The sequence below is a fragment of the Pseudohalioglobus sediminis genome (assembly GCF_008370495.1).
Taxonomy (GTDB): Bacteria; Pseudomonadota; Gammaproteobacteria; order Pseudomonadales; family Halieaceae; genus Halioglobus.
Genome location: NZ_VTUX01000004.1, coordinates 92274 through 115974 on the forward strand (window position 1 = coordinate 92274; position 23701 = coordinate 115974).

General features: G+C 63.3%; 23 protein-coding genes. 9 read left to right on the plus strand and 14 right to left on the minus strand.

Annotated elements, in window-relative coordinates:
- Nucleotides 1-15: 15 nt before the first annotated feature.
- Genes F0M18_RS09920 through F0M18_RS09930 form a run of 3 tightly spaced genes read right to left on the minus strand, consistent with a single transcriptional unit; the run spans nt 16 to nt 1889 of the window.
- Nucleotides 16-783, minus strand: coding sequence for a tellurite resistance TerB family protein (locus F0M18_RS09920; RefSeq protein WP_149611275.1), 768 nt, complete (start codon nt 781-783; stop codon nt 16-18).
- Nucleotides 784-811: 28 nt separating this feature from the next.
- A complete protein-coding gene (locus tag F0M18_RS09925) occupies nt 812-1483 on the minus strand; it encodes a Bax inhibitor-1/YccA family protein (RefSeq protein ID WP_223177949.1) in 672 nt (223 codons plus the stop codon).
- Nucleotides 1484-1490: 7 nt separating this feature from the next.
- Nucleotides 1491-1889: an HPF/RaiA family ribosome-associated protein gene (locus F0M18_RS09930; RefSeq protein WP_149611277.1), complete on the minus strand. Its 399-nt coding sequence runs from the start codon at nt 1887-1889 to the stop codon at nt 1491-1493.
- A 105-nt stretch (nt 1890-1994) separates the two neighbouring features.
- Here F0M18_RS09930 and nhaR point away from each other — a divergent pair, with 105 nt between their 5' ends.
- From nhaR to F0M18_RS09945, 3 genes are all read left to right on the plus strand, one after another.
- On the plus strand, nt 1995-2885 hold the full coding sequence (gene nhaR / locus F0M18_RS09935) for a transcriptional activator NhaR (RefSeq protein WP_149611278.1): 891 nt from the start codon (nt 1995-1997) through the stop codon (nt 2883-2885).
- A gap of 70 nt (nt 2886-2955) precedes the next feature.
- Nucleotides 2956-4263 carry a DASH family cryptochrome gene (locus F0M18_RS09940; protein WP_149611279.1) on the plus strand — a complete coding sequence of 436 codons (1308 nt, stop codon included), beginning with the start codon at nt 2956-2958 and terminating at the stop codon, nt 4261-4263.
- A gap of 109 nt (nt 4264-4372) precedes the next feature.
- Nucleotides 4373-5665, plus strand: coding sequence for an NADH:flavin oxidoreductase/NADH oxidase family protein (locus F0M18_RS09945; RefSeq protein WP_149611280.1), 1293 nt, complete (start codon nt 4373-4375; stop codon nt 5663-5665).
- 78 nt (nt 5666-5743) lie between these two features.
- On the opposite strand, the gene F0M18_RS09950 is transcribed toward F0M18_RS09945, so the two are convergent.
- From F0M18_RS09950 to F0M18_RS09960, 3 genes are all read right to left on the minus strand, one after another.
- The gene (locus tag F0M18_RS09950) at nt 5744-5974 is read right to left on the minus strand and encodes a DUF6116 family protein (protein ID WP_262500904.1); all 231 of its coding nucleotides are present in this window, start codon (nt 5972-5974) and stop codon (nt 5744-5746) included.
- A 12-nt stretch (nt 5975-5986) separates the two neighbouring features.
- A complete protein-coding gene (gene lysM, locus F0M18_RS09955) occupies nt 5987-6529 on the minus strand; it encodes a peptidoglycan-binding protein LysM (protein WP_149611281.1) in 543 nt (180 codons plus the stop codon).
- Between the two features lie 126 nt (nt 6530-6655).
- Nucleotides 6656-7321, minus strand: a complete 666-nt coding sequence (locus F0M18_RS09960; protein WP_188109670.1) for an NUDIX hydrolase — start codon at nt 7319-7321, stop codon at nt 6656-6658.
- 107 nt (nt 7322-7428) lie between these two features.
- On the opposite strand from F0M18_RS09960, the gene F0M18_RS09965 reads away from it, so the two are divergent.
- Nucleotides 7429-8160, plus strand: coding sequence for a hypothetical protein (locus F0M18_RS09965; protein ID WP_188109671.1), 732 nt, complete (start codon nt 7429-7431; stop codon nt 8158-8160).
- 55 nt (nt 8161-8215) lie between these two features.
- Nucleotides 8216-8764: a DUF2058 domain-containing protein gene (locus tag F0M18_RS09970; RefSeq protein ID WP_149611284.1), complete on the plus strand. Its 549-nt coding sequence runs from the start codon at nt 8216-8218 to the stop codon at nt 8762-8764.
- A gap of 9 nt (nt 8765-8773) precedes the next feature.
- On the opposite strand, the gene F0M18_RS09975 is transcribed toward F0M18_RS09970, so the two are convergent.
- Entirely contained in the window at nt 8774-10567 is a 1794-nt protein-coding gene (locus F0M18_RS09975) for a cation:proton antiporter (protein WP_149611285.1), read from the minus strand.
- Between the two features lie 51 nt (nt 10568-10618).
- Nucleotides 10619-10990, minus strand: a complete 372-nt coding sequence (locus tag F0M18_RS09980) for a DUF4345 family protein (RefSeq protein WP_188109672.1) — start codon at nt 10988-10990, stop codon at nt 10619-10621.
- A 213-nt stretch (nt 10991-11203) separates the two neighbouring features.
- Between F0M18_RS09980 and F0M18_RS09985 the strand changes: the two genes are divergently transcribed.
- Nucleotides 11204-11881, plus strand: coding sequence for a type 1 glutamine amidotransferase domain-containing protein (locus F0M18_RS09985; RefSeq protein WP_149611287.1), 678 nt, complete (start codon nt 11204-11206; stop codon nt 11879-11881).
- Nucleotides 11882-11967: 86 nt separating this feature from the next.
- On the opposite strand, the gene F0M18_RS09990 is transcribed toward F0M18_RS09985, so the two are convergent.
- The 4 genes from F0M18_RS09990 to F0M18_RS10005 form a co-directional block, all read right to left on the minus strand.
- Nucleotides 11968-14268: a DUF6351 family protein gene (locus F0M18_RS09990; RefSeq protein WP_149611288.1), complete on the minus strand. Its 2301-nt coding sequence runs from the start codon at nt 14266-14268 to the stop codon at nt 11968-11970.
- A gap of 108 nt (nt 14269-14376) precedes the next feature.
- The gene (locus F0M18_RS09995; protein ID WP_223177950.1) at nt 14377-15018 is read right to left on the minus strand and encodes a cupin domain-containing protein; all 642 of its coding nucleotides are present in this window, start codon (nt 15016-15018) and stop codon (nt 14377-14379) included.
- A gap of 85 nt (nt 15019-15103) precedes the next feature.
- Nucleotides 15104-15859 carry an LrgB family protein gene (locus F0M18_RS10000; protein ID WP_262500905.1) on the minus strand — a complete coding sequence of 252 codons (756 nt, stop codon included), beginning with the start codon at nt 15857-15859 and terminating at the stop codon, nt 15104-15106.
- Nucleotides 15820-16164 (minus strand): CidA/LrgA family protein, encoded by a 345-nt coding sequence (locus F0M18_RS10005; RefSeq protein WP_149611291.1) that lies wholly within the window; start codon nt 16162-16164, stop codon nt 15820-15822. Before F0M18_RS10005 ends, F0M18_RS10000 begins: the two co-directional genes overlap by 40 nt.
- Nucleotides 16165-16349: 185 nt before the next feature.
- On the opposite strand from F0M18_RS10005, the gene F0M18_RS10010 reads away from it, so the two are divergent.
- Nucleotides 16350-16868 carry a DUF2165 family protein gene (locus F0M18_RS10010; RefSeq protein WP_149611292.1) on the plus strand — a complete coding sequence of 173 codons (519 nt, stop codon included), beginning with the start codon at nt 16350-16352 and terminating at the stop codon, nt 16866-16868.
- Between the two features lie 56 nt (nt 16869-16924).
- Here F0M18_RS10010 and F0M18_RS10015 read toward each other — a convergent pair whose 3' ends face one another.
- Together F0M18_RS10015 and F0M18_RS10020 are read right to left on the minus strand one after the other, a co-directional pair.
- Complete coding sequence (locus F0M18_RS10015) at nt 16925-18541, minus strand: flavin-containing monooxygenase (RefSeq protein ID WP_149611293.1); 1617 nt, start codon at nt 18539-18541, stop codon at nt 16925-16927.
- A gap of 78 nt (nt 18542-18619) precedes the next feature.
- Nucleotides 18620-19519 carry a LysR family transcriptional regulator gene (locus tag F0M18_RS10020; protein WP_149611294.1) on the minus strand — a complete coding sequence of 300 codons (900 nt, stop codon included), beginning with the start codon at nt 19517-19519 and terminating at the stop codon, nt 18620-18622.
- Nucleotides 19520-19648: 129 nt separating this feature from the next.
- On the opposite strand from F0M18_RS10020, the gene F0M18_RS10025 reads away from it, so the two are divergent.
- Together F0M18_RS10025 and F0M18_RS10030 are read left to right on the plus strand one after the other, a co-directional pair.
- On the plus strand, nt 19649-21202 hold the full coding sequence (locus F0M18_RS10025; protein WP_149611295.1) for an NADH-quinone oxidoreductase subunit L: 1554 nt from the start codon (nt 19649-19651) through the stop codon (nt 21200-21202).
- Nucleotides 21199-23649 carry a YbcC family protein gene (locus F0M18_RS10030; protein ID WP_223177951.1) on the plus strand — a complete coding sequence of 817 codons (2451 nt, stop codon included), beginning with the start codon at nt 21199-21201 and terminating at the stop codon, nt 23647-23649. The genes F0M18_RS10025 and F0M18_RS10030 overlap by 4 nt, the downstream gene beginning before the upstream one ends.
- Nucleotides 23650-23701 lie beyond the last annotated feature (52 nt).

The window sequence follows — 23701 nt, forward strand, 5'->3', positions numbered from 1 at the left end:
CGCTGCAGATTGGTGTCAGGCAGTGCCGGTGAGTGGCGCTGCCAGGGTGCCCGCGTGAGCGTCCTGTGGCTGCAGTTCCTGCAGTGCCTGCGCTCGAATCTGGGCGGCCAGTTTGCCCGGCAGTTGCAGCGTTGTGGACAGTTCCTCGAGGTAGGCGCGCTCGCGGGGGTCGTCCTCGTCGATGGCCAGGCAGGAGGCCATAAACACTTCCGCCTTGTGTTCCAGTCCCTCTACGCCCGCGCACACATCGGCTGCGGAAAGGGGGCGACGCAGCAGGTCGAACACCAGGGCCTTGATTTCAGCTGATGCGTTCATCCGGTCCATGGCACTGAAGATACGCTCCTGCTCGGCGCTGTCGATATGGCCATCGGCCTTGGCCGCGGCAATCATCGCGGTGATGATTTTCACTTCCAGGGTCGCGTTGCTCGCGTCCGGTGTGGTCACCGGGGGCGGTGCCGGCTGTGCTGCCGGCGCTGCAGCCACGCTTGCAGGGCTCGCTGCCGTGGCGGACGCCGGCGCCTGCTTCCAGTTCTGCAAGGCGCGGTAGGCGAGACCGCCCGCCACCGCCGCACCACCGTAGCCGGCAGCCTTGCCGGCAAACTTGCGCGCCTTTTTGTTGCCCAGCAGCAGGGCCACGATACCGCCCGCGGCTGCGCCGCCAACCAGTCCGCCGGGAATCTTGTCCGCCAGCGAGGAGGGTGCGCCCGCAGCCGGCTGCTGTGCTGCTGCGCCCTGATCGCCAGTGCCCAGGAACTGTCCGAGCAGGTTCTGAATATTGTTCATCTCACTGACTCCTTGCGGCAGTGCCGCGCTATTCCTGGCTACCGAACGCACCGAGCAGGTGCAGCAGGCTGGTAAACAGGTTGAAAATGGATACGTACAGCGTCACCGTGGCCATGATGTAGTTGGTTTCGCCACCGTGAATAATGTTGCTGGTCTCATACAGGATGAGCCCGGACATCAGCAGCACGAACATGGCAGATACGCTGAGTGACAGAGCCGGTATCTGGAAGAAGATTGCGCCCAGTCCCGCCAGGAATGCGACCAGGATGCCCACCATCAGGAAGCCACCCATGAAGCTGAAATCCTTGCGGCTGGCCAGCGCATAGCCGGACAGTGCAAGGAAAATAATGCCGGTACCAGCCAGCGCAGTCATTACTGTCTGCCCGCCATTGGGCAGGCTCAGGTAGGCGCTGATAATCGGCCCCAGGGTGAGCCCCATGAAGCCGGTGAGGGCGAACACGCAGACCAGGCCCCAGCCGGAGTTCCGCAGTTTGGTGACGGCGAACAGCAGGCCGAAATAACCGACCAGCGTCAGCAGCAACCCGGGGTGTGGCAGGTTGAATGCCATGGAGATGCCGGCGGTGACACCGCTGAACAACAGGGTCATCGACAGCAGCGCATAGGTGTTGCGCAACACCTTGTTGGTTGCCAGCGCGCGCTGCTCTGTGGCGGTATGGTTTAGCATTTCTGTGTTCATCATCTACTCCTTATGCTTGCAGCATATTTTGCTCAATGGCTTCCGGCTCCACCGTGGTTTCCGGAGCCGTTTCGGCAGCAGGCGAGCGCGGCGGTCGCTGCGCCCTCACGCGTTGCCGGGAAAGTTTGCGTGCTACCGCGCGGCCAGCTCGCTCAATGGCGCGGTTGATCGCCACGTACATGTCCAGCTCGGTGTCTTCGACGATCACATCCTGTATACGTGGCAGTACCACATGCAGGTGGCAGCATTTGTCGGCACCGCCACGGGGACCGTTCACGTCACTGATCCTGACCTGTATCTGCTGGATCTGCTCATAGCGGGGGCTGAGGGCAAAATCCAGGCGCCGACGGATGTGTGACCGCAACGAATCCGTCAATGGGAAATCACGTGCCTGTATGTCGATATTCATGCAGCCTCCTCGCGTAAGTCGAGTGGTTAAAATAGGCTGAGTTGTGTTTATATAATAGTCGTATATATAAACCGGATACTTCGGTATTCCCGAAGTTTGAGCGTCATGATCAATTACAAGCACCTGCATTACTTCTGGGTCGTTGCCAAGCGCGGTGGCGTGGCGCGAGCCAGCGAGACACTGCACATTACCCCGCAGACCATCAGCGGGCAGATCGGCCTGCTGGAGGAGAGTCTCGGCGAGGCACTGTTCCAGAAAAAGGGGCGCAACCTCGAATTGACCGAGGTAGGCAGGATGGTGATGAGCTATGCCGATGAGATTTTCTCGCTGGGAGGGGAACTGGAAGACGCAGTCCGCAACATGCCCGCCACCCGCCCGGTCACCTTCAAGGTCGGGGTGGCGGACGTGGTACCCAAGTCGATCGCTTACCGGCTGTTGTCACCGGCACTGGAACTCGAAGAGCCGGTGCGCATGGTGTGCAGGGAGAGTAGCCTGGACGCGCTGCTGGCGGACCTGGCACTGCACAAGATCGACATGGTGATTGCCGACGGGCCGATTCCGGCCGGGGTGAATGTGCGCGGCTTCAATCATGCCCTGGGCGAATGCGGGGTGAGCTTCCTGGCCGTTCGCAAGCTGGCGAAATCGTTGCAGCCGGACTTTCCGCGCAGCCTCGACGGCGCGCCACTGCTCATGCCCAGCGACATAAACATGGTGCAGCCGCGCCTGCTGAACTGGTTCGACACCCAGCATGTGTACCCCAATATTGTCGGCGAGTTCGATGACAGCGCGCTGATGAAGGTGTTTGGCCAGGCTGGCAAGGGCGTGTTCGTCGCCCCTTCGGCGATAGCCGAGGAGATATGCCAGCAGTACGCTGTGGAGAAAGTGGGCAGCATCGACGAGGTGACCGAGCAGTTTTACGCCATTTCGCTGGAGCGTCGTATTACCCATCCCGCGGTGGCGGCCATAACCGAAACGGCGCGGGCCTGGCTCAGCTGAGTGCAGCGGCCGGTGCAACCGCGCCAACGTGCCGGCACATCCGCGGCGCATCAGCCGGCGTATATCGAATATGAGAAAACTATACTGGTTCCAGAACGACCTGCGAGTGCAGGACAACCCCGGCCTGCTCGCGCAACAGGATGCCGAGCGCCTGCTGCTGGTATACCTGTTTCCCGTCAACCGTCCCTGGTGCAACGTCACCGGGATGGGCGCGCAGCGCGAACGCTTTCTGCGCGAGAGCCTGCAGTCGCTGCAGCGGGAGCTGGGAGCGCTGGGCCAGAACCTGCTGGTGTTGCACGGCTCAGCGGAACTGGTGATCCCCGAACTGGTGCGCGACTACGGCATTGACGAGGTGGCGACCACGCTGACGCCCGGGTACTACGAGCGCAGGACCCGGGCGGCGCTGCGTTCCCGGCTCCCGGTACCGCTGCGCGTACATGAGGGCAACAACCTGTTCAGGGAAGACGCCCTGCCCTTCGCCCTCGCTGACCTACCCGGCCAGTTCACACCCTTCAGGAAAGCGGTGGAAGCGCTGCCCGTCGCGGCCCCTCAGCCGGCGCCAACGCGGCTGCCGCGGCCGCCGGCTGCCGGATTCGAGATCGTTCCTGGCGCAGACGAAAAGCCGCACACCGCGTTGCCGATCCGCGGTGGCACGCCGAGCGGCCAGCGCCGCCTGCGCCAGTTCATTTTTGACGAGCGTTCGATCGAGCGCTACAAACACACACGCAATTGCCTGAACCCGCTGGAAGGGTCCAGCACCCTGTCGCCCTGGTTGGCCACGGGCGCGCTGTCGCCAAGGGAGGTAGTGGCGGCAGTAAGGCGTTTCGAGGATGAGCAGGTCGCCAACGAATCCACCTACTGGCTGGTGTTCGAGCTGCTCTGGCGCGAGTTTTTTCACTGGCGGGCATACCAGGATGACGTCGCCCTGTTCCGGTTGCGGCCAGCGGGGGGGCGCAAGCGTCTGCACAACTGCACCTTTGAACCGCGCAGTTTTGCGCGCTGGTGCAGTGGCAGCACGGACTTTCCGCTGGTCAATGCGCTGATGCGCCAGCTCGTTGCCACCGGCTGGATGAGTAATCGCGGGCGCCAGATTGCCGCCAGCTGCCTGGTTAACGAGCTGGATATCGACTGGCGCTACGGTGCCGCCTTCTTCGAAAAGCACTTGCTGGACTTTGATGTCGCCAGCAATTACGGCAACTGGCAGTACCTCGCTGGCGTTGGCGCAGATCCCCGCGGGGGCCGTCACTTCAACCTGGCCAAGCAAGCCAGCGAATACGATCCGGAGGGGCATTTCGTGGAAAAGTGGCAGGGCCGCCAGCCGCAGCAACCCAAATATGTGACCGACGCGGCGGACTGGCCCATTGTCGGAACGGAGTAGCGTCACCCCAACCCGGTGCCCTGTCTTGCCCGCGTCGTTGCAGGCTCTTACGGCAGCGCAGGCACAACGCGCTGTGACATAATAACCGCAAATCACTGGAGGACTCCCCATGAGCGACCTGCTCTCGCAACCGCTGACGCTGCCCTGTGGCGTGCAGATTCCCAACAGGCTGGCCAAGGCCGCGATGACGGAGGGCCTGGCAACCGCTGCCGGGGTGCCGACGCCGGAGCTGAATCGCCTGTACGGGCTGTGGTCCGACGGCGGCGCAGGAGTACTGCTGACCGGCAATGTGCAGATTGATGGCGACCACCTGGAGCGCCCCGGCAACGTGATCATAGACCGGGAGCCGGACGCGACCATGCGCGCTGCCCTGGCGGCCTGGGCAGAGGCCGCCACGCGCAACGGCAACCACGTCTGGGCGCAGATAAGCCACGCCGGCAGGCAGACACAGAAAACCGTGAATCCACATCCCAAGGCACCCTCGGCGGTGAAACTGGGGCTGCCTGGTGGCCAGTTCGGTGAGCCGGTGGCGCTGACCGAGGCGGAGATCGAGGAAATCGTACGTCGTTTTGCCGTCGCGGCAGCGGCATTGAAGGAAGCGGGGTTCAGCGGGGTGCAGATTCACGGCGCCCATGGCTACCTGGTGTCACAGTTCCTGAGCCCGCGCAGCAATCGACGCGATGATCGCTACGGTGGTGCACTGGAAAACCGTGCCCGCCTGCTGCTGGACCTGTTGCGCGCGGTGCGTGCGGCAGTGGGGCCGGCCTTTCCGGTATCAGTCAAGCTGAACAGCGCGGATTTCCAGAAGGGCGGCTTCGCTTTTGAGGAAAGCCTGCAGGTCGCACAGTGGCTGGAGCAGGGCGGGGTGGACCTTATCGAGATTTCCGGCGGTACCTACGAGCAGCCCAAACTGCTCGGCGTCGAGGGTGTCGAGGAAGAGGAAAAGCAGAACATCGCCGAGTCCACGCGCAAGCGCGAAGCCTATTTCGTGGATTTCGCCAGGGCCATGAGCGAGAAGGTATCGGTGCCGCTGATGGTCACCGGGGGTTTTCGTCTGCGCAGTGCCATGGAGCACGCCCTCGCCGGGGGTGGTGCAGACCTGATCGGCCTGGGTCGCCCGATGTGTGTCGACACCGACGCCCCGGCGCAGTTGCTGGCCGGCACCAGCGAACTGCGGCGTTACGAGGATGAGCTGGCGCTGCTGCCACCGTGGCTGTCATTTCTGCAGGGCTTGAAGACGGTGAAGACCATGGCGACCTTCGCGGTGCAGTACTGGTTTTATGCGCAGCTGGACGAGATAGGGCGGCGCGGCACGCCACAGCCGCAAATGTCGGTGTTCAGCGCAACACGACGCATCATGGCGCTGCAGAAGCAGCAGCTGAAGGAACGCGACCGGTTGTGACCGGCGCGCCGTTTGCGGCGTCCGTTGACGCGCCGCAATGCAGCGCCGCAATGCAGCGCCGCAATTCAGCGCGGCAATTCAGCGAGGCGGTGCCGGCTCCTGGTCTGCCGGTTCCGGCTTTTTCTTCAGGTTTGCCAGTAGCAGGGTGACCAGGCCCATGATCAGTTCATCGGCAAACGGAATCACGTCCGGGATGAACAGGTTCATCACGAACAGCACCGAGACCAACAGCAGCAGGTAGGGAAAGCGCAGCCGGGACGCCCAGGTGACAACCACGCCGGCGATACCGCCGCGCATCAGTTTGCTCACAGTCGCTGTCGCCTACAATGCCGGAATGCGCAGTTGCTGGCCCGGATAGATCTTGTCCGGGTCGCTGAGCATTGGTTGGTTGGCCTCGAATATGGCCATGTACTTGCTGGCGGCACCATAGTGTTCCTGGGCAATCTTGCCCAGCGTATCGCCGGATTTCACCGTGTAGAACGTGGAGCTTGCCGCAGCAGGTGCGGTGGTGGCCGGAGCGGCTGCTGGTTCGGCTGCCGGAGTTTCCTGTGCCGGAACTTCCAGCTGACAGTCAACTTTGTCGATACCGTACTGGTTGCCGGCGCACAGCACCATTTTCTCCATGGCTTCCTGACTGGGTGCAGAGCCCTTGAGCACGGCCACGCTGTCGTTGACGCTGACGTCTACCTGCTCCCCATCGATATCCAGCTGTGCGATGGCCTTTTCGATCTGCTCGCTGCGCAACTGGTTGAGGCGTTCCGGGGACACCTCGGTACTGGCGGTGAGGTCCTCGTTGGTGGTGCTGCCCATGGCCTTTTCAGCCAGTGCTTCGCCGGCGTCTTTGATGAAGTCAAACATTCCCATGATGGATTCCTTTGCTGGTTTTTGCGCCCGGGCGGGCGCCGTGGTTCGGTCGCAGTGAAGAGGTATAGACTATAACCGGTGTCGGTGTCGAGCCCGCTCATCGCCGCAGGGCTCACAGCTGTGTGGTCAGGGCTTTTTCAGCGCCTCCCAGTGCAGCTCGATCAGTTCCCTGCCGGCCAGCTCGCGGTACAGCGCCGACTGCTGGCTGGCAGCGGTGTTCGCATCCAGCCCCTGGCGCACCAGGCCCAGCACCAGTTGGGTAATCGGGGCCAGCGGCAGGGTGTCGACCTCGTCCAATGGCACCCAGCGCAGGTCGGTGAGCTCGCCGTTGCCGCGCAGTGAACCGTGCAGGTCCCGTTCATGGCACAGGAAAAAGCGTGCGTCGAAGCGCCTGACCATGCCGGGCGGGGTGATTGCGCGGGCAAAATAGCGCAGCCGGTCCAGTGCCGGGACATGGCCGGTGTCGAAAAAGGGCTGCCAGTGTGGTGAGCGCGTCTGCGGCGGGCTGCTGCAGCGCTTGCCCAGAATGAAGCCGGTTTCTTCAAAGGTCTCGCGCACGGCGGCCATGGCCAGTGCCTGCGCCCGCGGCGCTGTAACCGAGCGTTGTAGCTGCCCCTGCGTTGCGCGGGACAGGGTGACGGGGCAGGCCACGCGCGCATCGCCGGCATCGACGCGCCCGCCGGGAAACACATAGCGGTGCGGCATGAATACGTGCTGGGCGTTGCGCCTGCCCAGCAGTACCTCCCTGCGTCGGCGCAGGATGATGAGGGTGGCCGCATCGCGTGGGCGCATGGTATCTCCGTCAAAAGTGTGGGGGGGAATCGTCCCGCGTTCCGGCGCGCGCGGGACCGATCCGTGTTTATACTGTAACCAGCATACGATAGGGACAAGGGGCTGGTTTGCAAGCTGAACAGATTTCGGTGAATGAGGCCGTGGCCGGGTCGCCCGCGCACGTTGACACATTACTGGCCATGGCCGCGCACCATCGGCTGCAGCACCGGGCGGCAGACCAGTGTGAGACCCTGCGCAGCTGGCAGCCCGATGCCGGTACCTGGTGTTATGCGACGCATATTGCGGTGAGCGGCCAAGCGGCGGGGCGCCTGGCCTGGCTGGCGGATGTTTTTTACCACGCCGCTGCGCTGCCACAGCACCCCTGGTATCCCGAGTTCCTAGGCGGTTGTGCCGAGGCCCTGTCGCAATCACCGCCAGCGGGCATTGCGCGTCATCAGCTGTGCTGGGGCCGCTTTGACCTGGGGCTGCCAGCGCCGCGCTACTACCGGCAACTGGTGTCGCTGGCCACGCCCGAGGCGCATACGGCGGTTATTGCCGCGCGTTCCGTAGATCAGGGCCCGGCATTGCCAGACGGGGCCAGGCTTGCCTATACCCTGCCTCCCAACGGCGAGGTGCTGCACTTCGACGCAGGCCTGCTGCACTGGCATCACATCTGCTGCACCACGGGTGCGGCAGTGCTGCCGGGTGCTGCGGACCGCTGGCTGATCAATCTCATGCGCAGGCTGGGACTGGATGGCGCCGAACGTGACACCTACCGACGCGAGGCCGAGGCCCTGCGCGACTGGTTACAGCGCCCCGATACCGTGCCCGGGAATGACGTCAAGTCGGTGGAACCCTAACAGCATCTGCGGAGAGTGCTATGCTTTGCAGCCTGTGCGATAAGGAGTTTTAGTGATGTCAGGTTCGTTGCAGGACCAGTTGCTCAAGGCCGGCCTGGCCGATGCCGATAAGGCCAAGAAGATGGCCAGGGAAAAGCGCAAGCAGGCCAAGGTGGCGCGAAAGAGCGGCACCGAGGTGGTCGATGAGAATAAGGAAGCGGCGAGGCACGCGCGTGCCGAGAAGGCCCAGCGCGACCGGGAGCTAAACCAGGCGCTCAACAGCAAGGCCGAGCGCAAGGCGATCAATGCCCAGATCAAGCAGCTGATCGAGAGCAATCGCGTGCCGAAAGGGCAGGGCGATATCGCCTACAACTTCACCGATGGCAAGAAGGTCAAGTCGTTCTACGTCAACGCCATGCAGCACAAGCAGCTGAGTGCGGGGGTGCTAGCCATCGTCAAGCAGGGCGACCAGTACGAAGTGGTGCCCAGACAGGTGGCGGACAAGATTGCCGAGCGAGACCCGGCGCGCGTCATTGCCCAGCGCGAGGATGCGGACGTGGTGCTGACCCCGGAAGAAGAGGACTGGTACAAGGATCACGAGATTCCCGATGACCTGATGTGGTAGCCGCAGGTTTTATCCTGTGGCGCCCTGATTTTTCGGCGCCCACACCAGAGCCAGCAGCTTGCCGCCCTCAGCGGTCTCCGCGGGCGTGTCTTCATTGATCACACGCAGCTTGTCCTCGGGAGAGATGGAAAACAGCGGGATAAGGTTGCTGCCAGTGGTGTCCTTGTAACTGTCGATGGTGAATGACTCGTTGATGTTGATGGCCTTGACCTCAGCACCCTGTGCCAGCAGGCTGGCCAGCATCTGGTAGGTCACATCCTTCCCAAACAGGCGCGGGGCACGGAACTCGTCGGCGGGCCGCTCGCGCTCAGAGCGCTCACGCTCCTCGGTATTGCGCAGGCTGTAGACCCGTTTGGAACCGAACTCGTTGCCAAATTTCAGGCACGCCAGCGTGTTCCAGCGCGCGCGCCGGGACATGGCGAACAGCCGCCCGATGCCGGCGAGGTCCAGGGAGTGGTCAGCATGGGATGAAATCGGGTCACCGAAGTAGGTTTCCAGGCCGGCCATGCGCGCGCTGCGAATCTCCTCGTAGGAGGTGCTGGCCAGTTTCACCCTGAACCCCTGCCCGCGCAGGGCCTGGCCTATTGCCTGCGCCACCGGGTTGGCGCCCAGGATCAGCATTCCGGTGGGCTCTTCTTCCGCCAGCCCCAGGGCCCGGGTGACGGGCCTTGCGGTCAGGCTCTGCAGCACCACCGTGGCGATGATGACCAGGAAGGTATAGGCCACCAGGTCATCAGCTCCCGGGTAGCCGAGGTCCTGCAGCCGCAGCGCAAACAGTGACGACACTGCCGCGGCGACAATACCGCGGGGCGCTACCCAGCTCAGCAGCGCCTTCTGTTGCCAGCTGTAGCCACTGCCGATGCAGCACGCCCAGACCACCACCGGGCGCGCCAGCAGCACCACCAGCAGCACCGCCACGCCGTTCCAGCCGGTAGCGAGGATATTCATGGGGTCAACGCGCGCACCGAGCACGATAAACAGCACCGAGATGATCAGTACCGACAGGCTCTCCTTGAAGCTGAGAATTTCGCTGACGGCGACATTTTTCATGTTGCCGAGCCAGATACCCATCACCGTCACCGCGAGCAGGCCGGATTCATGGGCCAGGAAATCGCTGGTGGCGAAAATCATGATCACCCAGCCCAGGGTGACGACATTTATGAGGTATTCCGGCACCCACTGCCTGCGCAGTACTGTGCCCAGGGTGAATGCCCCCACCAGCCCGGCGATCAGTCCCACGGCGATGCTCTGCGCGAACACTGCCCAGGATTCCGACCCTGACAACAGGTACTGGAATACCAGCACCGCCAGCAGCGCCCCCACCGGATCGATCAGGATGCCCTCCCAGCGCAGCACCTGGCTGACTTCGAAACGGGCTCTCATGGTACGCAGCAGCGGATTGATGACCGTGGGCCCGGTAACCACGACCAGCGCCGCGAACAGCAGCGCGATAGAAGGGGAAAACCCGGCCAGCAACCAGCACCCGGCCGCCATCAGCAGCCAGTTGAGCAGGGCGCCCCAGCTGACCAGGTTGGTAACAACCCCGCCGTGGCCCTTGATATCACTGAAGCGTAGTGTCAGGCCGCCTTCGAACAGGACCAGGGCAACGCCCAGCGACACCATGGGAAACAGCAGGTCGCCAAACTGCTCATCGGGTTGCAGCAGACCGGTAATCGGGCCGGCGATAATGCCCAGTAGCAACAGCGCCAGGATGGCAGGCTGCTTGACCCGCCATGACAGCCACTGTGCGCCAATCCCCAGTACGACGACGGCGGCGATGGTGTACAACAAACTCTGGTCCATGGCGTTACATCCAAACGGGAGTGTGAAGCGGGAACTGGCGCAGCCTGAACTTCAGCTGGCGGAACTCAGCAGGTGCCCGCCCAGGAACAGGCCTGCCATCACTGCGTCGACCACAATGCCCGGTAACGAGTGCTGCAAACTGGTCTTGTCGGCGATCATGGAATAAAAACGCGCCAGCAAACCCATACTCCAGGCGGCGCCGAGGGTGAGATACACGGCGGGATCATGCAGTAGCAGCGCCATCGCGCCGGCACCGAGATGCAGGCCCCCGAATACCACCCGGGCCTCTGAGGCCGCCATCGGGCTGCCCAGTTCGATCTGCTGTGAGGCGGTGATGAGCTGCGGCCTGAAGAAGCCAACCAGGCCGAGCAGGATCGTGAACACTGCGCCTATACGAGGTAACCATTCTGCCAGCACTGCCATGGATGATCCTGTGATTCTGAACGTGTGCACTAGACTAGCAAGTGTGCGCGCAAAAAGCATGGTTCGATGTCTGGCCCCACGCGCCTGTCCGGGCAGGCTATGTGGTCTGGCGCCGCGGCCAATGCGTATGCCCATCAACAACGAGGGCGCATCAGCGCCAACAATACCCTGCGCAGCAGCCACGGCGGTGCGCACACAACCGGGAGGTGATACATGCAGATTCTATTTGTGCTCACGTCGCACGATAAGCTGGGTTCTACTGGCGAGAAAACCGGGTTCTGGCTGGAGGAGTTCGCAGCACCCTACTACCGCCTGCTGGACGCCGGCGCCGTCATTACCCTGGCATCCCCGCTGGGCGGGCAGCCACCGCTGGACCCGAAAAGCGAACATGCCGATGCCCAGACCGAGGCCACGCAACGTTTCAACGCAGATGCAGATGCGCAGGCGGCCCTGGCCGCCACCACACCACTGGCACAGGTGCGGGTAGACGACTACGACGCCATCTTTTACCCCGGCGGGCATGGCCCGCTGTGGGACCTGCACGCGGATACTGATTCCATCGCCCTGCTGGAGGGTTTTGCGGCCGCCGGCAAGCCGGTTGCCGCAGTCTGTCACGCGCCGGCGGTGCTGCTGAATGCGAAGACGCCGGCGGGTGAGCCGCTGGTGGCGAACAAACGCGTCACCGGGTTCAGTAATTCGGAAGAAGCGGCGGTGGGGCTGACTGACGTGGTGCCCTACCTGCTGGAAGATGCCCTGAAAGCTGCCGGTGCAGCTTACGAGAAGGCTGACGACTGGCAGCCCCACGTGGTGGTCGATGGCCTGTTGATCAGCGGCCAGAACCCGGCTTCATCCGAGGCTGTCGCCGACGCACTGCTGGGCGCCCTGCGCTAACGCTGGAAAACCCGGGGTAATCTGCCGTTGTCGGCTGACCTGCCAGGTACAGCCGGCAACGGGCAATGTTGTGTGCGCCTGACCCGCTACTCCGGGTAGTCGCACACACCCTCCGGGAAGATTGCCTCAAGGGTTGCTACCTGCTCCTCCGTGGGCATCCAGTCGCCGTAAAGCCCGCGCTCAATCGCCTGCGCCACTGGCTGCAGCTCACACTTGAACACGTCACCGGTAATGGGTGCGCCGGCGACAATGCGGGAGGTGCTGTAAACGGGGAACTGCTCGGTGCAGGTGCCCGGTGCTTCCTCATCGAGAATGCCATTCCACACGTCCTCACCGGAAGCGATCAGCTCGCCCTCGCTGTCGAAGCAACTGTCCACCGCTGCGGCTGGCCTGTTCTCGCCCACCGTGGCCTCGGGGTTGTCGCGGATATTCGTCATCCACTCATCGATCACCTCGAAGGCATAGATCGTGTTGTTGTAGTTCTCCTCTTCGCCTGGGGCGATGAACCAGATGACCTGGTTGCTGGCGTCGCCGTCGTGGTTCAGCAGGCGCTGGCGCGCCGCGAAGGACTGGTGGGTGTTGTGCATGTCCAGCTGTTCCTCGAGGTAGTGGCGTACATCGATGAGGGGGATTTCTACATCGCCGCGGTTGACCATACCGGATTCGATGGCCGCGTCGATGGCGCCCGGGTCTGCAGTGCGCCGCGGGGCAGGGTTGCTACCGTCTGACAGCGCCATGTTGCGCCAGCTCCAGGGGTCGATCTGGTCGGGATAGAGCGGCTGGTCGAAGTCCAGTGCGAAGCACAGGTCGGTGAAGAAGGGGCAGCCCTCCTGAACCATCTCCGCCTCGGGTTTCCAGGATCCGATGTTGAAGTTCAGGTCGAGAAATTCCTCAGCTGTAATATTGCCGTCGCGCAGCGCCTGCAGCCCGTATTGCACACCCACGTTGTCCCAGGGATTGCGCGCAAAACCGTCGTCTGCGCGACCATAGATATTGATGAGGTCGGCAAAGTGGGTCCATTCGACCTCATCGCGCTCTTCCGGGGTGATGCCGGGGGCGTCGCCAAAGTGGGGGTTGAGCGCCAGCGGTGACAGTCCCCGCCAGGACTTGGTGCATTCACTGGAGCCCTGTGGCACCCAGGGAGTGAGACCGAATTCGGTGACATCGTTGGGTACGTCGTTGCTGGCGTTGAGACCCAGCAGCCAGCTGCGGTTGTTCCAGTCCGCCCACTTGGAATTCGGGTCTTCCTGCAACTGCAGGTCGATCCAGCGTTCGATGAGTTCGCAGTCGCCGATGTGAATGGTCTGGGTGACCATATCCGGGTAGGAGTACTGCGGCACACCCGCGTCGATCAGGCCGGGATGGTTCTGTGCGTAGACATATTGCTGTATGCCGCCGCCGGAACCGCCTACACCAACGGTATAGTCCGGCGCTCCGTAAGCGCTGATGAAACGGTCCTTGACCATGATGGCGGTTTCGCCGCCCACCTGCAGGTTGTAGTGGGTGCCGGTCTTGGTGCCCGTGGAATAGGCCACGGCGTAACCTGCTGCCAGTGCGTCGGAGTACAGCGCGCGGCTCTGGCTGGGGCTGCCCTGGTAGTGCCCGATGGCCACGCCACCCTGGAAGTAGTACACCAGCCGGCGGTTCCAGGCGGACAGGTCTGGGCTTTCCGAGCCGTCATCATTGGGCGCCAGCACCGCGAGGGAGTAGAGGAAGCGGTTGATGGTGCCGCGCTCCCAGCGCACGATGAAGTCCACTTCCTCACCGTTGCTGGTTGTGGTGGTGGCCATATCGCCGGGGCGCTCCTGCCCCGGTGCATAATCCGCCCAGCCACCCTCGGTGGTGCGGTATTTGTGGCTGACCACGGTGTCCACGCTGCAGTTTTCGTCGATTACCGGGCCCAGTTCCAGGCCAGCGCGGTGACTGTCTGTGGAACACAGGAACGGCTGCTGCTGGGGCCCGGAAAAAATGGGTCCGGTGGCGGGATGGTTGGTCAGCATCAGCTCAGCCTCGGGGGCTTCACCGCCGGTGCTGTTGACCGCGAGGCGGTTGTCACCCTCGGCGAGATCGGTGACCACGCCCTGCAGGCGGCTGCCGTCGTCGTTGGGGCTGAAGCGCGGTGTAACGTCAGCGCCATCCACGCTGATCTCCACGTTCTCCGGGGCCAGGCCCTCGGGCAGGCCGATGTCGATGCGGGCGCTGCCGCCGCTGACCTGGTCGGGCGAACTCGAAAGCACCGCCAGCACGAACTCGCCGAGGGCTACCTCTTCGTCATCGCCGGGCTTGCGGTCACTGCTGTCGCTACAGGCGGTGATCAAGGCCAGGGCAAACAGGAGGATAAACGGGCGCAGGGTGTTACTGAATACACTGCCACGGTTCTTATGCATAGCTTCTTACTCTTATTGGACGTGTAGTGTCCTAAGCGTAGTCGGCCGGCGGGCGTGCGTCCAGAGTACCCGCGACAGTGGCCACACCGGGTGCGCGTGTGCGTGTGCTCAGGCGGGCAGGTGGCCGACCTTCACCCAGATCAGGGTCGGTTCCTCTGCGTAGGGGCAGTGGCGGCTGGCATGGGGACTGCGCAGCCAGGTGCCAGCGGGGTAGCGCCCATGCTCATCGATGAGTTCACCGCTGATCACGTAGATTTCCTCGCCGCCATAGTGTGTATGCGGCTGGAAGTGCTCGCCGGCGGGCCAGCGCACCAGGGCGACCTGCTCGCTGCCGTGCTGGTGCAGCGGCAGAACCGTGAGCCCGCCCGCGCCGGGCCGGAAGGGTTCGGTGTTGGTGTCAATGACCACGTGTGCGTCGTCGCCGGGCTGGAACTGGTGCAGCTTGACCAGTATCACGCAGCCCTGCGCACTGAAGGGCGCATGGCGAAACCCTTCCGGGTTGCGGAAGTAGGTGCCGGCGGGGTAGTCGCCGCTTTCATCGGAGAAAACGCCTTCCAGCACCAGGATTTCCTCCCCCAGGGGATGGTCGTGCGGACTGAAGCGCGCGCCAGCGTCGTAGCGCACGATACTGGTGGCATGGCCGCGTTCCGCTTCCTCGCGCGCCAGTGGCTTGCGCCATACCCCCGGCATGGGGCTGGCGACCCAGTCCCTGTCGGCCGTCTCGATGACCACGCGTTCATTGAAATCCATGTTGAGCATGCTTTGTCAGTCTCTCTTCTGTGTCTTTTGCGGGTCGCTTACGGGTAGCTGCGCCCGGCTTGAATGCCTGCATGGCCTACCAGAACAGGCGCAGCAATACCGGCACCAGTACCGCGGTGGCGAGCGCGTTGAGGCCCATGGCCAGGCCCGAGAAGGCGCCGGCCACCTCATTCATCTGCAGCGCCCGCGCCGTGCCGATTCCGTGTGAGGCAACGCCCATGGCCAGCCCGCGGGCGCGTGAATCGCGAATCTGCACCAGCGTCAACAGGCTGCTGCCGGCCATGGCGCCGACAATTCCGGTGAGGATGACGGCCGCGGCGGTGAGGCTAGGCAGGCCGCCCAGTTGCTCTGCAATGCCCATTGCCACCGGTGTGGTGGCGGACTTCGGCGCCATGGACAGAATGGTCTGTTCGCTGGCACCGAGCGCCCACGCAATAGCAACCGCGGTTGTTACGGCGGTGAGCGATCCACAGATTACCGCGACGATGATGGCGATGGCCGAGTCTTTCACACGGTGCACCTGGCGGTACAGGGGAATGGCCAGGGCCACCGTCGCCGGGCCAAGCAGGAAGTGAACGAATTGTGCGCCCTGGAAATAGCTGGCGTAGTCCGTGTCTGTGACCGTGAGTAGGGCCACCAGGGCCAGCACGGCAAGCAACACTGGATTGACCAGCGGGTTCTGTCCCGACTTTTCGTGCAGCCACTGGCCGGCGATATAGGCCAGCAGTGTCAGGGTGAGGGACAGCAGCGGGCTGGCTGCCAGATAGACCCAGATCGTTTGCAGCTCTCCGGTCATTGCCCGGCCCTCGTGGAAAGCCGTTGCATCACCCACCCCGTGACCACCAGCGTGACCAGCGTGCTGACGACCAGTGAAACCGCGATCGGCAGCAGTTCAGTGCCCACCAGCTCTGCGTGCAGCATCACGCCCACGCCGGCCGGCACGAACAACAGCGAAAGCTGTGACAGTAAGCCCGCGCCCAGTTTCTGCAGGCCATCCGGGACACCGCCTTTCAGCAACAGCCCGAGAAAAAGGATGACCATGCCGATAACAGGTCCTGGTAGCGGCACTTTTGTGGCCACCACGAAGACTTCACCCGCCAGTTGGCATGCCAGTATCAGCGCGAAAAAATTCAACATATAAAGACCTCTCCTGTCGATGAGCAACTGCAGCAAGCTGCGCGTAAGTTGAGATTAGTGCCGCCCGCGTAAGGTCGCAACGGCCTCGCCGGCGTCATTGCCCGCAAGCCCGGCAAGCAGTTTACCTGCAGGTGTGAGGTTTCTCGTCTATCTTTGGCGGTGAACCTCGAGGGAGCGATTACGCCATGGACATGACGCTGCGCTATACCAAAATTCTGTTGCTGCTGATGGTGGGGTTGTTCGGCCTGGTGGCCGCCATCCAGAATTTCGTGCAGATGGACTCCGACCTGGCGCTGGTTGGCCAGGTGGTCTCCGGCGGTGGTGCCATGGGGGTGGCGCCGTGGCAGCAAATAGAAGCCCCCTGGCTGGTGACGCTGTGCTGGTTGCTGATTCCCCTGGCCAAGCTCGCCTCCGCTGCGCTGTGCCTGGTTGGCGTGGCAACTATGTGGCGGGAGCGGCGCGGCAGCGGCCAGGCATTCCAGGTTTCCAAGCGGGCCGGTTTAGCCGGATGCGGGATTATGCTGGCAATGCTGTTTGGCATTTTCATACTGGTTGCGGAAACCTGGTTCCAGCAGTGGCAGACAGAATTGGGCGCCGCGATCCTGGGTGCGGCCGAGCGCTATATTGTTGCTATTACCGCGGTTGCCCTTTTCGTCTACCTGCCCGACGGGGAATTCACGGGGCGTAGCACCAACCCGGGCTGAAAGGGCTGTGCCCACGCTGCCAATGGGTGTACTCCCGGCACCGTTGGCGAGAGCAACTAACGCGTCAGCACAAAGCCGGCATAGCCGCTTGCCGCTACCTGGTCGCAGATTTCGCGGTAGTCGCCGACGCCGAGGTAGGAAAGCAGGCGCCGTGGCTTGCCGTCGATATTGTCGCCGGTGTACCAGGAACGGGTCTTGACCAGCAGGGTCTGGTTGGAGTGTTCGTCGTGGTGGGCGACCCATTGGTCCTGTGTTTCCCGGCTGGGTTCGATACAGCGGTAACCGTGCTCGCGCAGGTGCAGTATGCAATCGGTAATCCAGTCCACCTGCTGTTGCAGGCAGGTGGTCATGTTGCAGAATGCCGTGGCTGGCGCCAGCGGGCCGGCCACGGTGAACAGGTTGGGGAAGCCGTGTACCTGCAGTCCGTAGGTAGAGCGAATATCGCGGCCCCATTCCTCGCTCAGGGAGAGGCCGTCGCGACCGTGGATATTCATCTGCGTCAGTGCGCCGGTGCCGGCATCGAAGCCGGTGGCCAGGATGACCACGTCCAACTCGTAGTTGTGGTCGGCGGTTTGCAGGCCAGTTGCGGTGAAGCTTTCGATGGCAGCTTCGCGCACATCCACCAGCTCCACGTTGTCGCGGTTGAAAACATCGTAGTAACCACTCTCCAGCGGCACCCGGTAAGTGCCAAAGCCGTACGTTGTCGGTAGCAGCTTTTCCGCCAGTTCGGGGTCGTCGATGCGCGCGCGGATGCGCTCACGGGCGAAGTCGCTCATCACCTGGTTGACCTCCGCGTCCGTGAATACTTCCGGGAAACTGCCTACCCATGCTGCCAGTGAACCGCTGTCCCAGGCGCTTTCCATCACCGCGCGGCGCTCATCTTCGTCGTGGTCGTACCAGGAACCGTTGTCGAAGTCGAAATCGAACCCGGCTGTGGTGTGCTGTACGCGCTCCGCCAGTTCCCCCGCCCTGGCGCGCCAGTGATCGCGAATAGCATCGTCAAAGCTTTCGTTCTTCATGGGCACACCATAGGAGGGAGTGCGCTGGAAGACCTTGAGTTCGGCGACCTCGCTGGCGATGGTCTGTATCACCTGTATGCCGGTGGCGCCGCAGCCGACCACGCCGACCCGCTTGCCGGCCAGGTCCAGACCCTCGCGTGGATAGCGCGCGGTGTGGGCGACGGTGCCGCGAAATTGTTCCGCGCCCGGGAAAGGTGGCAGCTTCGGTGCGGACAGCATGCCGGTGCAACTGATGAGGAAGCGCGCTTCCAGTCGCTCACCCTGCTCGGTGCTGATCTGCCACTGGGCGCTGTCGGCGTCCCAGTTGGCGCCGTTCACGCGGGAATTGAAGCGGATATCCTCGCGCAGGGCTAACTTGTCGGCGACAAAATTCAGGTAGCGTTCGGTTTCCGGTTGGGCCGGAAAACGCTCGCTCCAGTCCCACTCATCGATCAGCTCTCGGGAGAACCAGTACTGGTAGATATACGATTGCGAATCCACCCGGGCGCCGGGGTAGCAGTTCCAGTACCAGGTGCCGCCGACTTCCGGCGCTGCCTCGAGGCAGAGTACGCGGAAACCCGCTTCGCGCAGGCGGTACAGCTGGTAGAGTCCGGCGATGCCGGCGCCGACTACCACGGCATCATAAACCCCGGGTTCCGGTTGCGATGTGTTCATGTTGTGGGCCCTGTGTGCGCTGTTATTGTGGTGCCTTCGGTTTTGAGTGTAGCCCACCTGCGCACCGGTGCGCTGTTTTCAACCGAGTGCCAGCGCACCCTGCTGCGAGCGTTCCAGCAGGGTTTGCAATGCCGCCAGTTCGAAATGGCGTTTGGCGGTGATGGCGTAAAAACGTTCCACCACGTTGTCCAGTACGCAGTAGCGCTGCAACTTGCCGCCTTGCAATTCGTCCTGCACTACCACCTCCGGCACCACCGCGATACCGCCGGAGTCGCGCGCCAGCAGTCGCAGCGTGGCCATGTCATCCACCTCCGCGTAGGGGTCGAACTCGATGCCGTGCTTGCTGCACAGCAGGTCAAACTGGCTGCGGATTTCGCTGCCCGGCCCGGGCAGCAGCAGCGGCAGTTCGCCCAGGTCTCTGGGAAAGCGAAATGCCCGAGCCGCCTTGCCGGGCGGGCCGACCACGCAGACGCTCTGTTCGGCAATCTGCTGGCAGCGCCACGGTGTTGAGGTGTCGGTGGGCACGGCGCGGTTGGACAGGATCAGGTCAAGCTTGTGCACACGCAGCAGCTCCAGCAGTTCCTCCAGGCTGGCGGAGCGGATGACCAGCTTTACCCCGGGTTCACCGATCACCGGTTGCAGGAAGTTCTCCTGGAAGTTTCGCGACAGGGTGGCTACCGAGCCGATACGCAGGCGCTGCAGCCGCTGCAGTTCCCCGCTTTCGGTCAGCGCCAGCAGTTCGCTGCCGAGATTGAAAATGCTCTCCGCGTATTCCAGTACCAGGTAGCCCGTCTCGGTCAGGCGCAGCGAGCGACCCTCGCGAGTGAATAACTCATGGCCCAGTTGCTCCTGCAGTTGCCGTATCTGCGAAGACAGTGCCGACTGGGACACGTGCAGCTTCTCCGCGGCACGGGTCAGGTGGCCCTCCTTGGCCACCATCCAGAAGTAGTACAGGTGATGAAAATTGAGATCGCGCACCGCACAATAAACCGTTCTAAAAAAAAGAACGATAACATCTAAACAAGATAATTTACAAATGTATTGCCCGCGGCGAGTATAGCCCCCGTTGGTGATTACGCGTGCGTCTGGGCGCTGAAAGGAGAGCACATGTCACAGTTTTTGGGTATCTGGTTGTTACCGCTGATTTACGCGGTGGGCTGCGCGGCCGTGTTTATAACAACGCGGCAGCACTGGCATATCGCGCGCCTGACCGCCTCGGCAGCGCTGGTAGCGACCGCAGGCGCGGCATTGCTGGCACTGGTCTGGGCGCAGTTGGCGCCTCTTGCCGTGGATGTCCTCGGGCTGACGGTGGCCCTGTTGATTGCCGTGCTGGGCTGGGTCATCGTCAATTACTCCTCGCGCTATTTAAACGGTGAGCCTGAGCAACCGCGGTTTGTGCGCGCCATGCTGTTTACACTGGCTGCGGTAGCGCTGCTGGTGGTCAGCAAAAACCTGCTGGTTATCGTGCTGGCCTGGGCCGCAACCAGTATCGGCCTGCATCACTTGCTGACGTTTTACCGCGAACGCAAGGCCGCCCAGGTGGTTGCGCACAAGAAATTTCTGGTCAGCCGCCTGGCCGAGGTCTGCCTCGCCGTCGCGCTGGTGCTCATCTTCACGGCAACGGGAACGCTGTCGCTGAGCGGCATCGAGACCCACCTCGCCAGCCTCGATGTGCTGCCGGTCTCGCTGCACGTGGCAGCCCTGCTGTTTGCCCTGGCGGCTATTCTGAAAGCCGCCCAGCTGCCACTGCACGGGTGGCTGATCCAGGTGATGGAAGCGCCCACGCCGGTGTCGGCCCTGTTACACGCCGGGATCGTCAACATGGGAGGTTTTGTGCTCATTCGCCTGGCTGACCTGGTGACCATGGCGCCCGCGGCGCAGGCCGCGCTGGTGATCGTGGGCAGCCTGACCGCCGTGCTGGCCGCGCTGGTCATGCTCACGCGGATCAGTATCAAGGTGCGGCTGGCCTGGTCCACCTGTGCGCAGATGGGTTTCATGCTGATGGAAATCGGCCTCGGTCTTTACGAACTGGCGCTGCTGCACCTGGTGGCGCATTCGCTGTACAAGGCCTTTGCTTTCCTCAGCGCCGGCGAGACCGTGCGCCAGGCGCGCAGCGTGGATTTTCTGGAGCCCGGTACCGCCCGCACTCCGCTCTGGTATCTCGGCGCGCTGCTGGTCAGTGCTGCACTGGTGGTGGCATCGGCCGCCGTGTGGCAGTGGCTGTTGCCGGCCATGGCGGTGCCGCCAGTGGCCTTGTTGATCGTGGCGCTCGGTCTGGCTTCCCTGCTCTGGCTGGAGCAGGGCCTCACCGGAGGTCAGTTTGTGCGCGGTGTCCTGCGGGTGCTGGCTCTGACCCAGCTCTACCTGCTCTGGCATCTCATGTTTGCCGGTCTCGCCCCGGCACCGGCCAGTGTGGCCTCGCCGCTGGTTGCCTGGGTGGTGGCCTGCTTCGCCGTGCTCTACTGCACACAGATTTGGCTGCGTTGTTACCCGCAGGGTCGTTTCGCCAGGGCATTTTTCCCCTGGGCCTACTGCGGTTTCTACCTGGATGAGACTTTTACCCGCCTGACCTTCAAGATCTGGCCCGTAACCTTCACCCCGCTGCAGGCGCAGACCCTTGCCAACCGATACCATCACGCCCAATCAGGAGAGTCGCTGTGAACGCACCGGCCATGACCATGCCCATGAACCAGGAAACCCTGCACAGCGCGATTGCCGATGCAGTCGATACCATTGCCCCGACCTGGCCCCTGGACCGCATGATTGCGGTCAACCCCTACTGGGGACGCATCGGGCAACCTTTTGCTGTCGCCGCTGAAGAGCTGGCCAATATCGCCGGTTCTCCCCACACCCTGTCGCTGGATTACTACGCCGATGCCTGGCGCAGCGGCGAGATTACCGAGGCGGACTTGCAGCAGGCGCTGGCGGAGAACGACTGCGAACTGGACCTGGCAACGCTGCTGGCAGCGCTGGAAGAAGACTACCTGCCACCGGTGCCGGTACCCCTGCTGAGCGATATGCTGGATCGCCAGCGTGACCTGCACCGTGAACCGGCCTGGTGTGACACCATTACCCACCAGATATCCCAGTTCTGCGCGGCGTATTTTGACCAGCGCCAGGCGGACTGGCACCCGGAGCGAAGTGGTCGTCTATACACCAGCTGGCGCGATGCCCTGGGTGATGACCACAGCGTGCCGCTGCTGATGCGCGCACCGGGCATCCCGGCGCGGGCCAGGGCGCTGGCGGCAGATCCGCAGGAGCAGATCGCCGCGGTGCTGGACAGCCTTGGTATCCCCTCAAGCCAGTGGTATACCTATTTCTGCGCGGTGCTCAAGCGCGTCAGCGGCTGGGCCGCCTGGTGCGCCTACCTGCGCTGGCAGGCACGGCTGGAAGAGCGCGAAGACGACACCCTGATCGATATCCTGGCGATACGGCTGAGCTGGGAGTGCCTGCTCGACGATGGCGAGCGCGCTGCGGCTTCAACCTGGCACGCCTGGCACACCGAGTGGGAAGAAAAAACCTCGCGTTTCGATAACCACGCCCTGCGGGTCCAGCTGACCTGGCAGCGTGCGCAGGAGATCAGCTACCAGCGCGGCCTTGGCGAGCGCCTGCTGGCCCCGGCTGCAACCGGGACCGTGGTCGAGCCCGCGGTGCAGGCGGCGTTCTGTATTGATGTGCGCTCAGAGGTGTTTCGACGCCACCTCGAGGCCCAGGCGGGGGATATCCAGACACTGGGATTTGCCGGCTTCTTCGGCCTGCCGATAAGTTATGCGCCGCTGGGTACGGCAGCGCGCAGGCCGCAGTTGCCGGGGCTGCTGGCACCGGCGCTGGACATTAGCGACAGCAGTGGCGACCCCGGCCGTGATGCAGATATCAGCACGCAGAGGCAGGGCAAGCTACAGGCGCTGTTCGGCTGGCGCACCTTCGAGAGCGTGCCCCTGTCTTCTTTTACCCTGGTCGAGTCCATGGGCCTCGGCTACCTCGGCAAACTGATCAGGCGCAGCCTGCCGGGCACGTCAAAACCGGAGGCCGATGATGCGCTCGGCCTGCAGCCGGAACAATCCTGCAGCATTCGCCCGACACTGGATGCCGCGACTGCAGGCGGCGTGAGCGGGCAGGCTGATATCGCTGCCCAGGTGCTCACGGGCATGGGCCTCAGCGATAACTTTGCCCGACTGGTGCTATTGCTGGGGCACGGCAGCCAGAATCGCAACAACCCGCACCGCGCCGGGCTGGATTGCGGCGCCTGCTGCGGCCAGACCGGTGAGGTCAATGCCAGGGCGCTGGCCGGCCTGCTCAACGACCCCGCCGTGCGCGCCGAACTGGCGCAGCGGGGCAGGGTGATTCCGGACACCACGGTATTTGTTGCCGGCCTGCACAACACTACAACGGATGAGGTGAAACTGTATGACCTGACCTCACTGCCCGGGAGTCACATGCCCGACCTGGAGCGTATACAGGTGCAACTGGCCTTTGCTGGGCATGCGGCGCGGCGCGAGCGCGCGCCCTCCCTCGGGCTTGACGCAGTATCGGCTGAGCCGGAGGTGCTGTTGCGAGCGGTGCGTGAACGCGCGGACGATTGGGCGCAAACACGCCCCGAGTGGGGGCTGGCGAATAATGCCGCGTTCGTGGTGGCGCCACGCGCGCGCACGCGCGGCCAGGACTTGCAGGGGCGCAGTTTCCTGCACGATTACGATCATCGCAAAGACCCCGATGGCAGCCTGCTGGAGTTGATCATGACGGCGCCGATGATCGTCACCAACTGGATTAACATGCAGTACTACGCCTCGACTGTGGACAACCGTCGTTATGGCAGCGGCAACAAAACACTGCATAACGTGGTGGGCGGGCGTATCGGCGTGTTCGAGGGTAACGGCGGCGACCTGCGTATCGGCCTGCCCTGGCAGTCGCTGCATAACGGCGAACGCTGGTTGCACACACCGCTCAGGCTCACCGTGGTGATCGAGGCGCCGCGTGAGGCCATCGATACGGTGATTGGCAAACATGACATGGTGCGCCAGTTGCTGGACAACCAGTGGCTGCACCTGATGCGGGTGGATGACGCCGGACTCGAGGTTTACCGCGGTGGCCAGTGGCAAGCGCAATAGACGCCACGCGCCTGCTCGCGCGGGCGCACCTGAGCCGGCTGTGCCGGCGGCG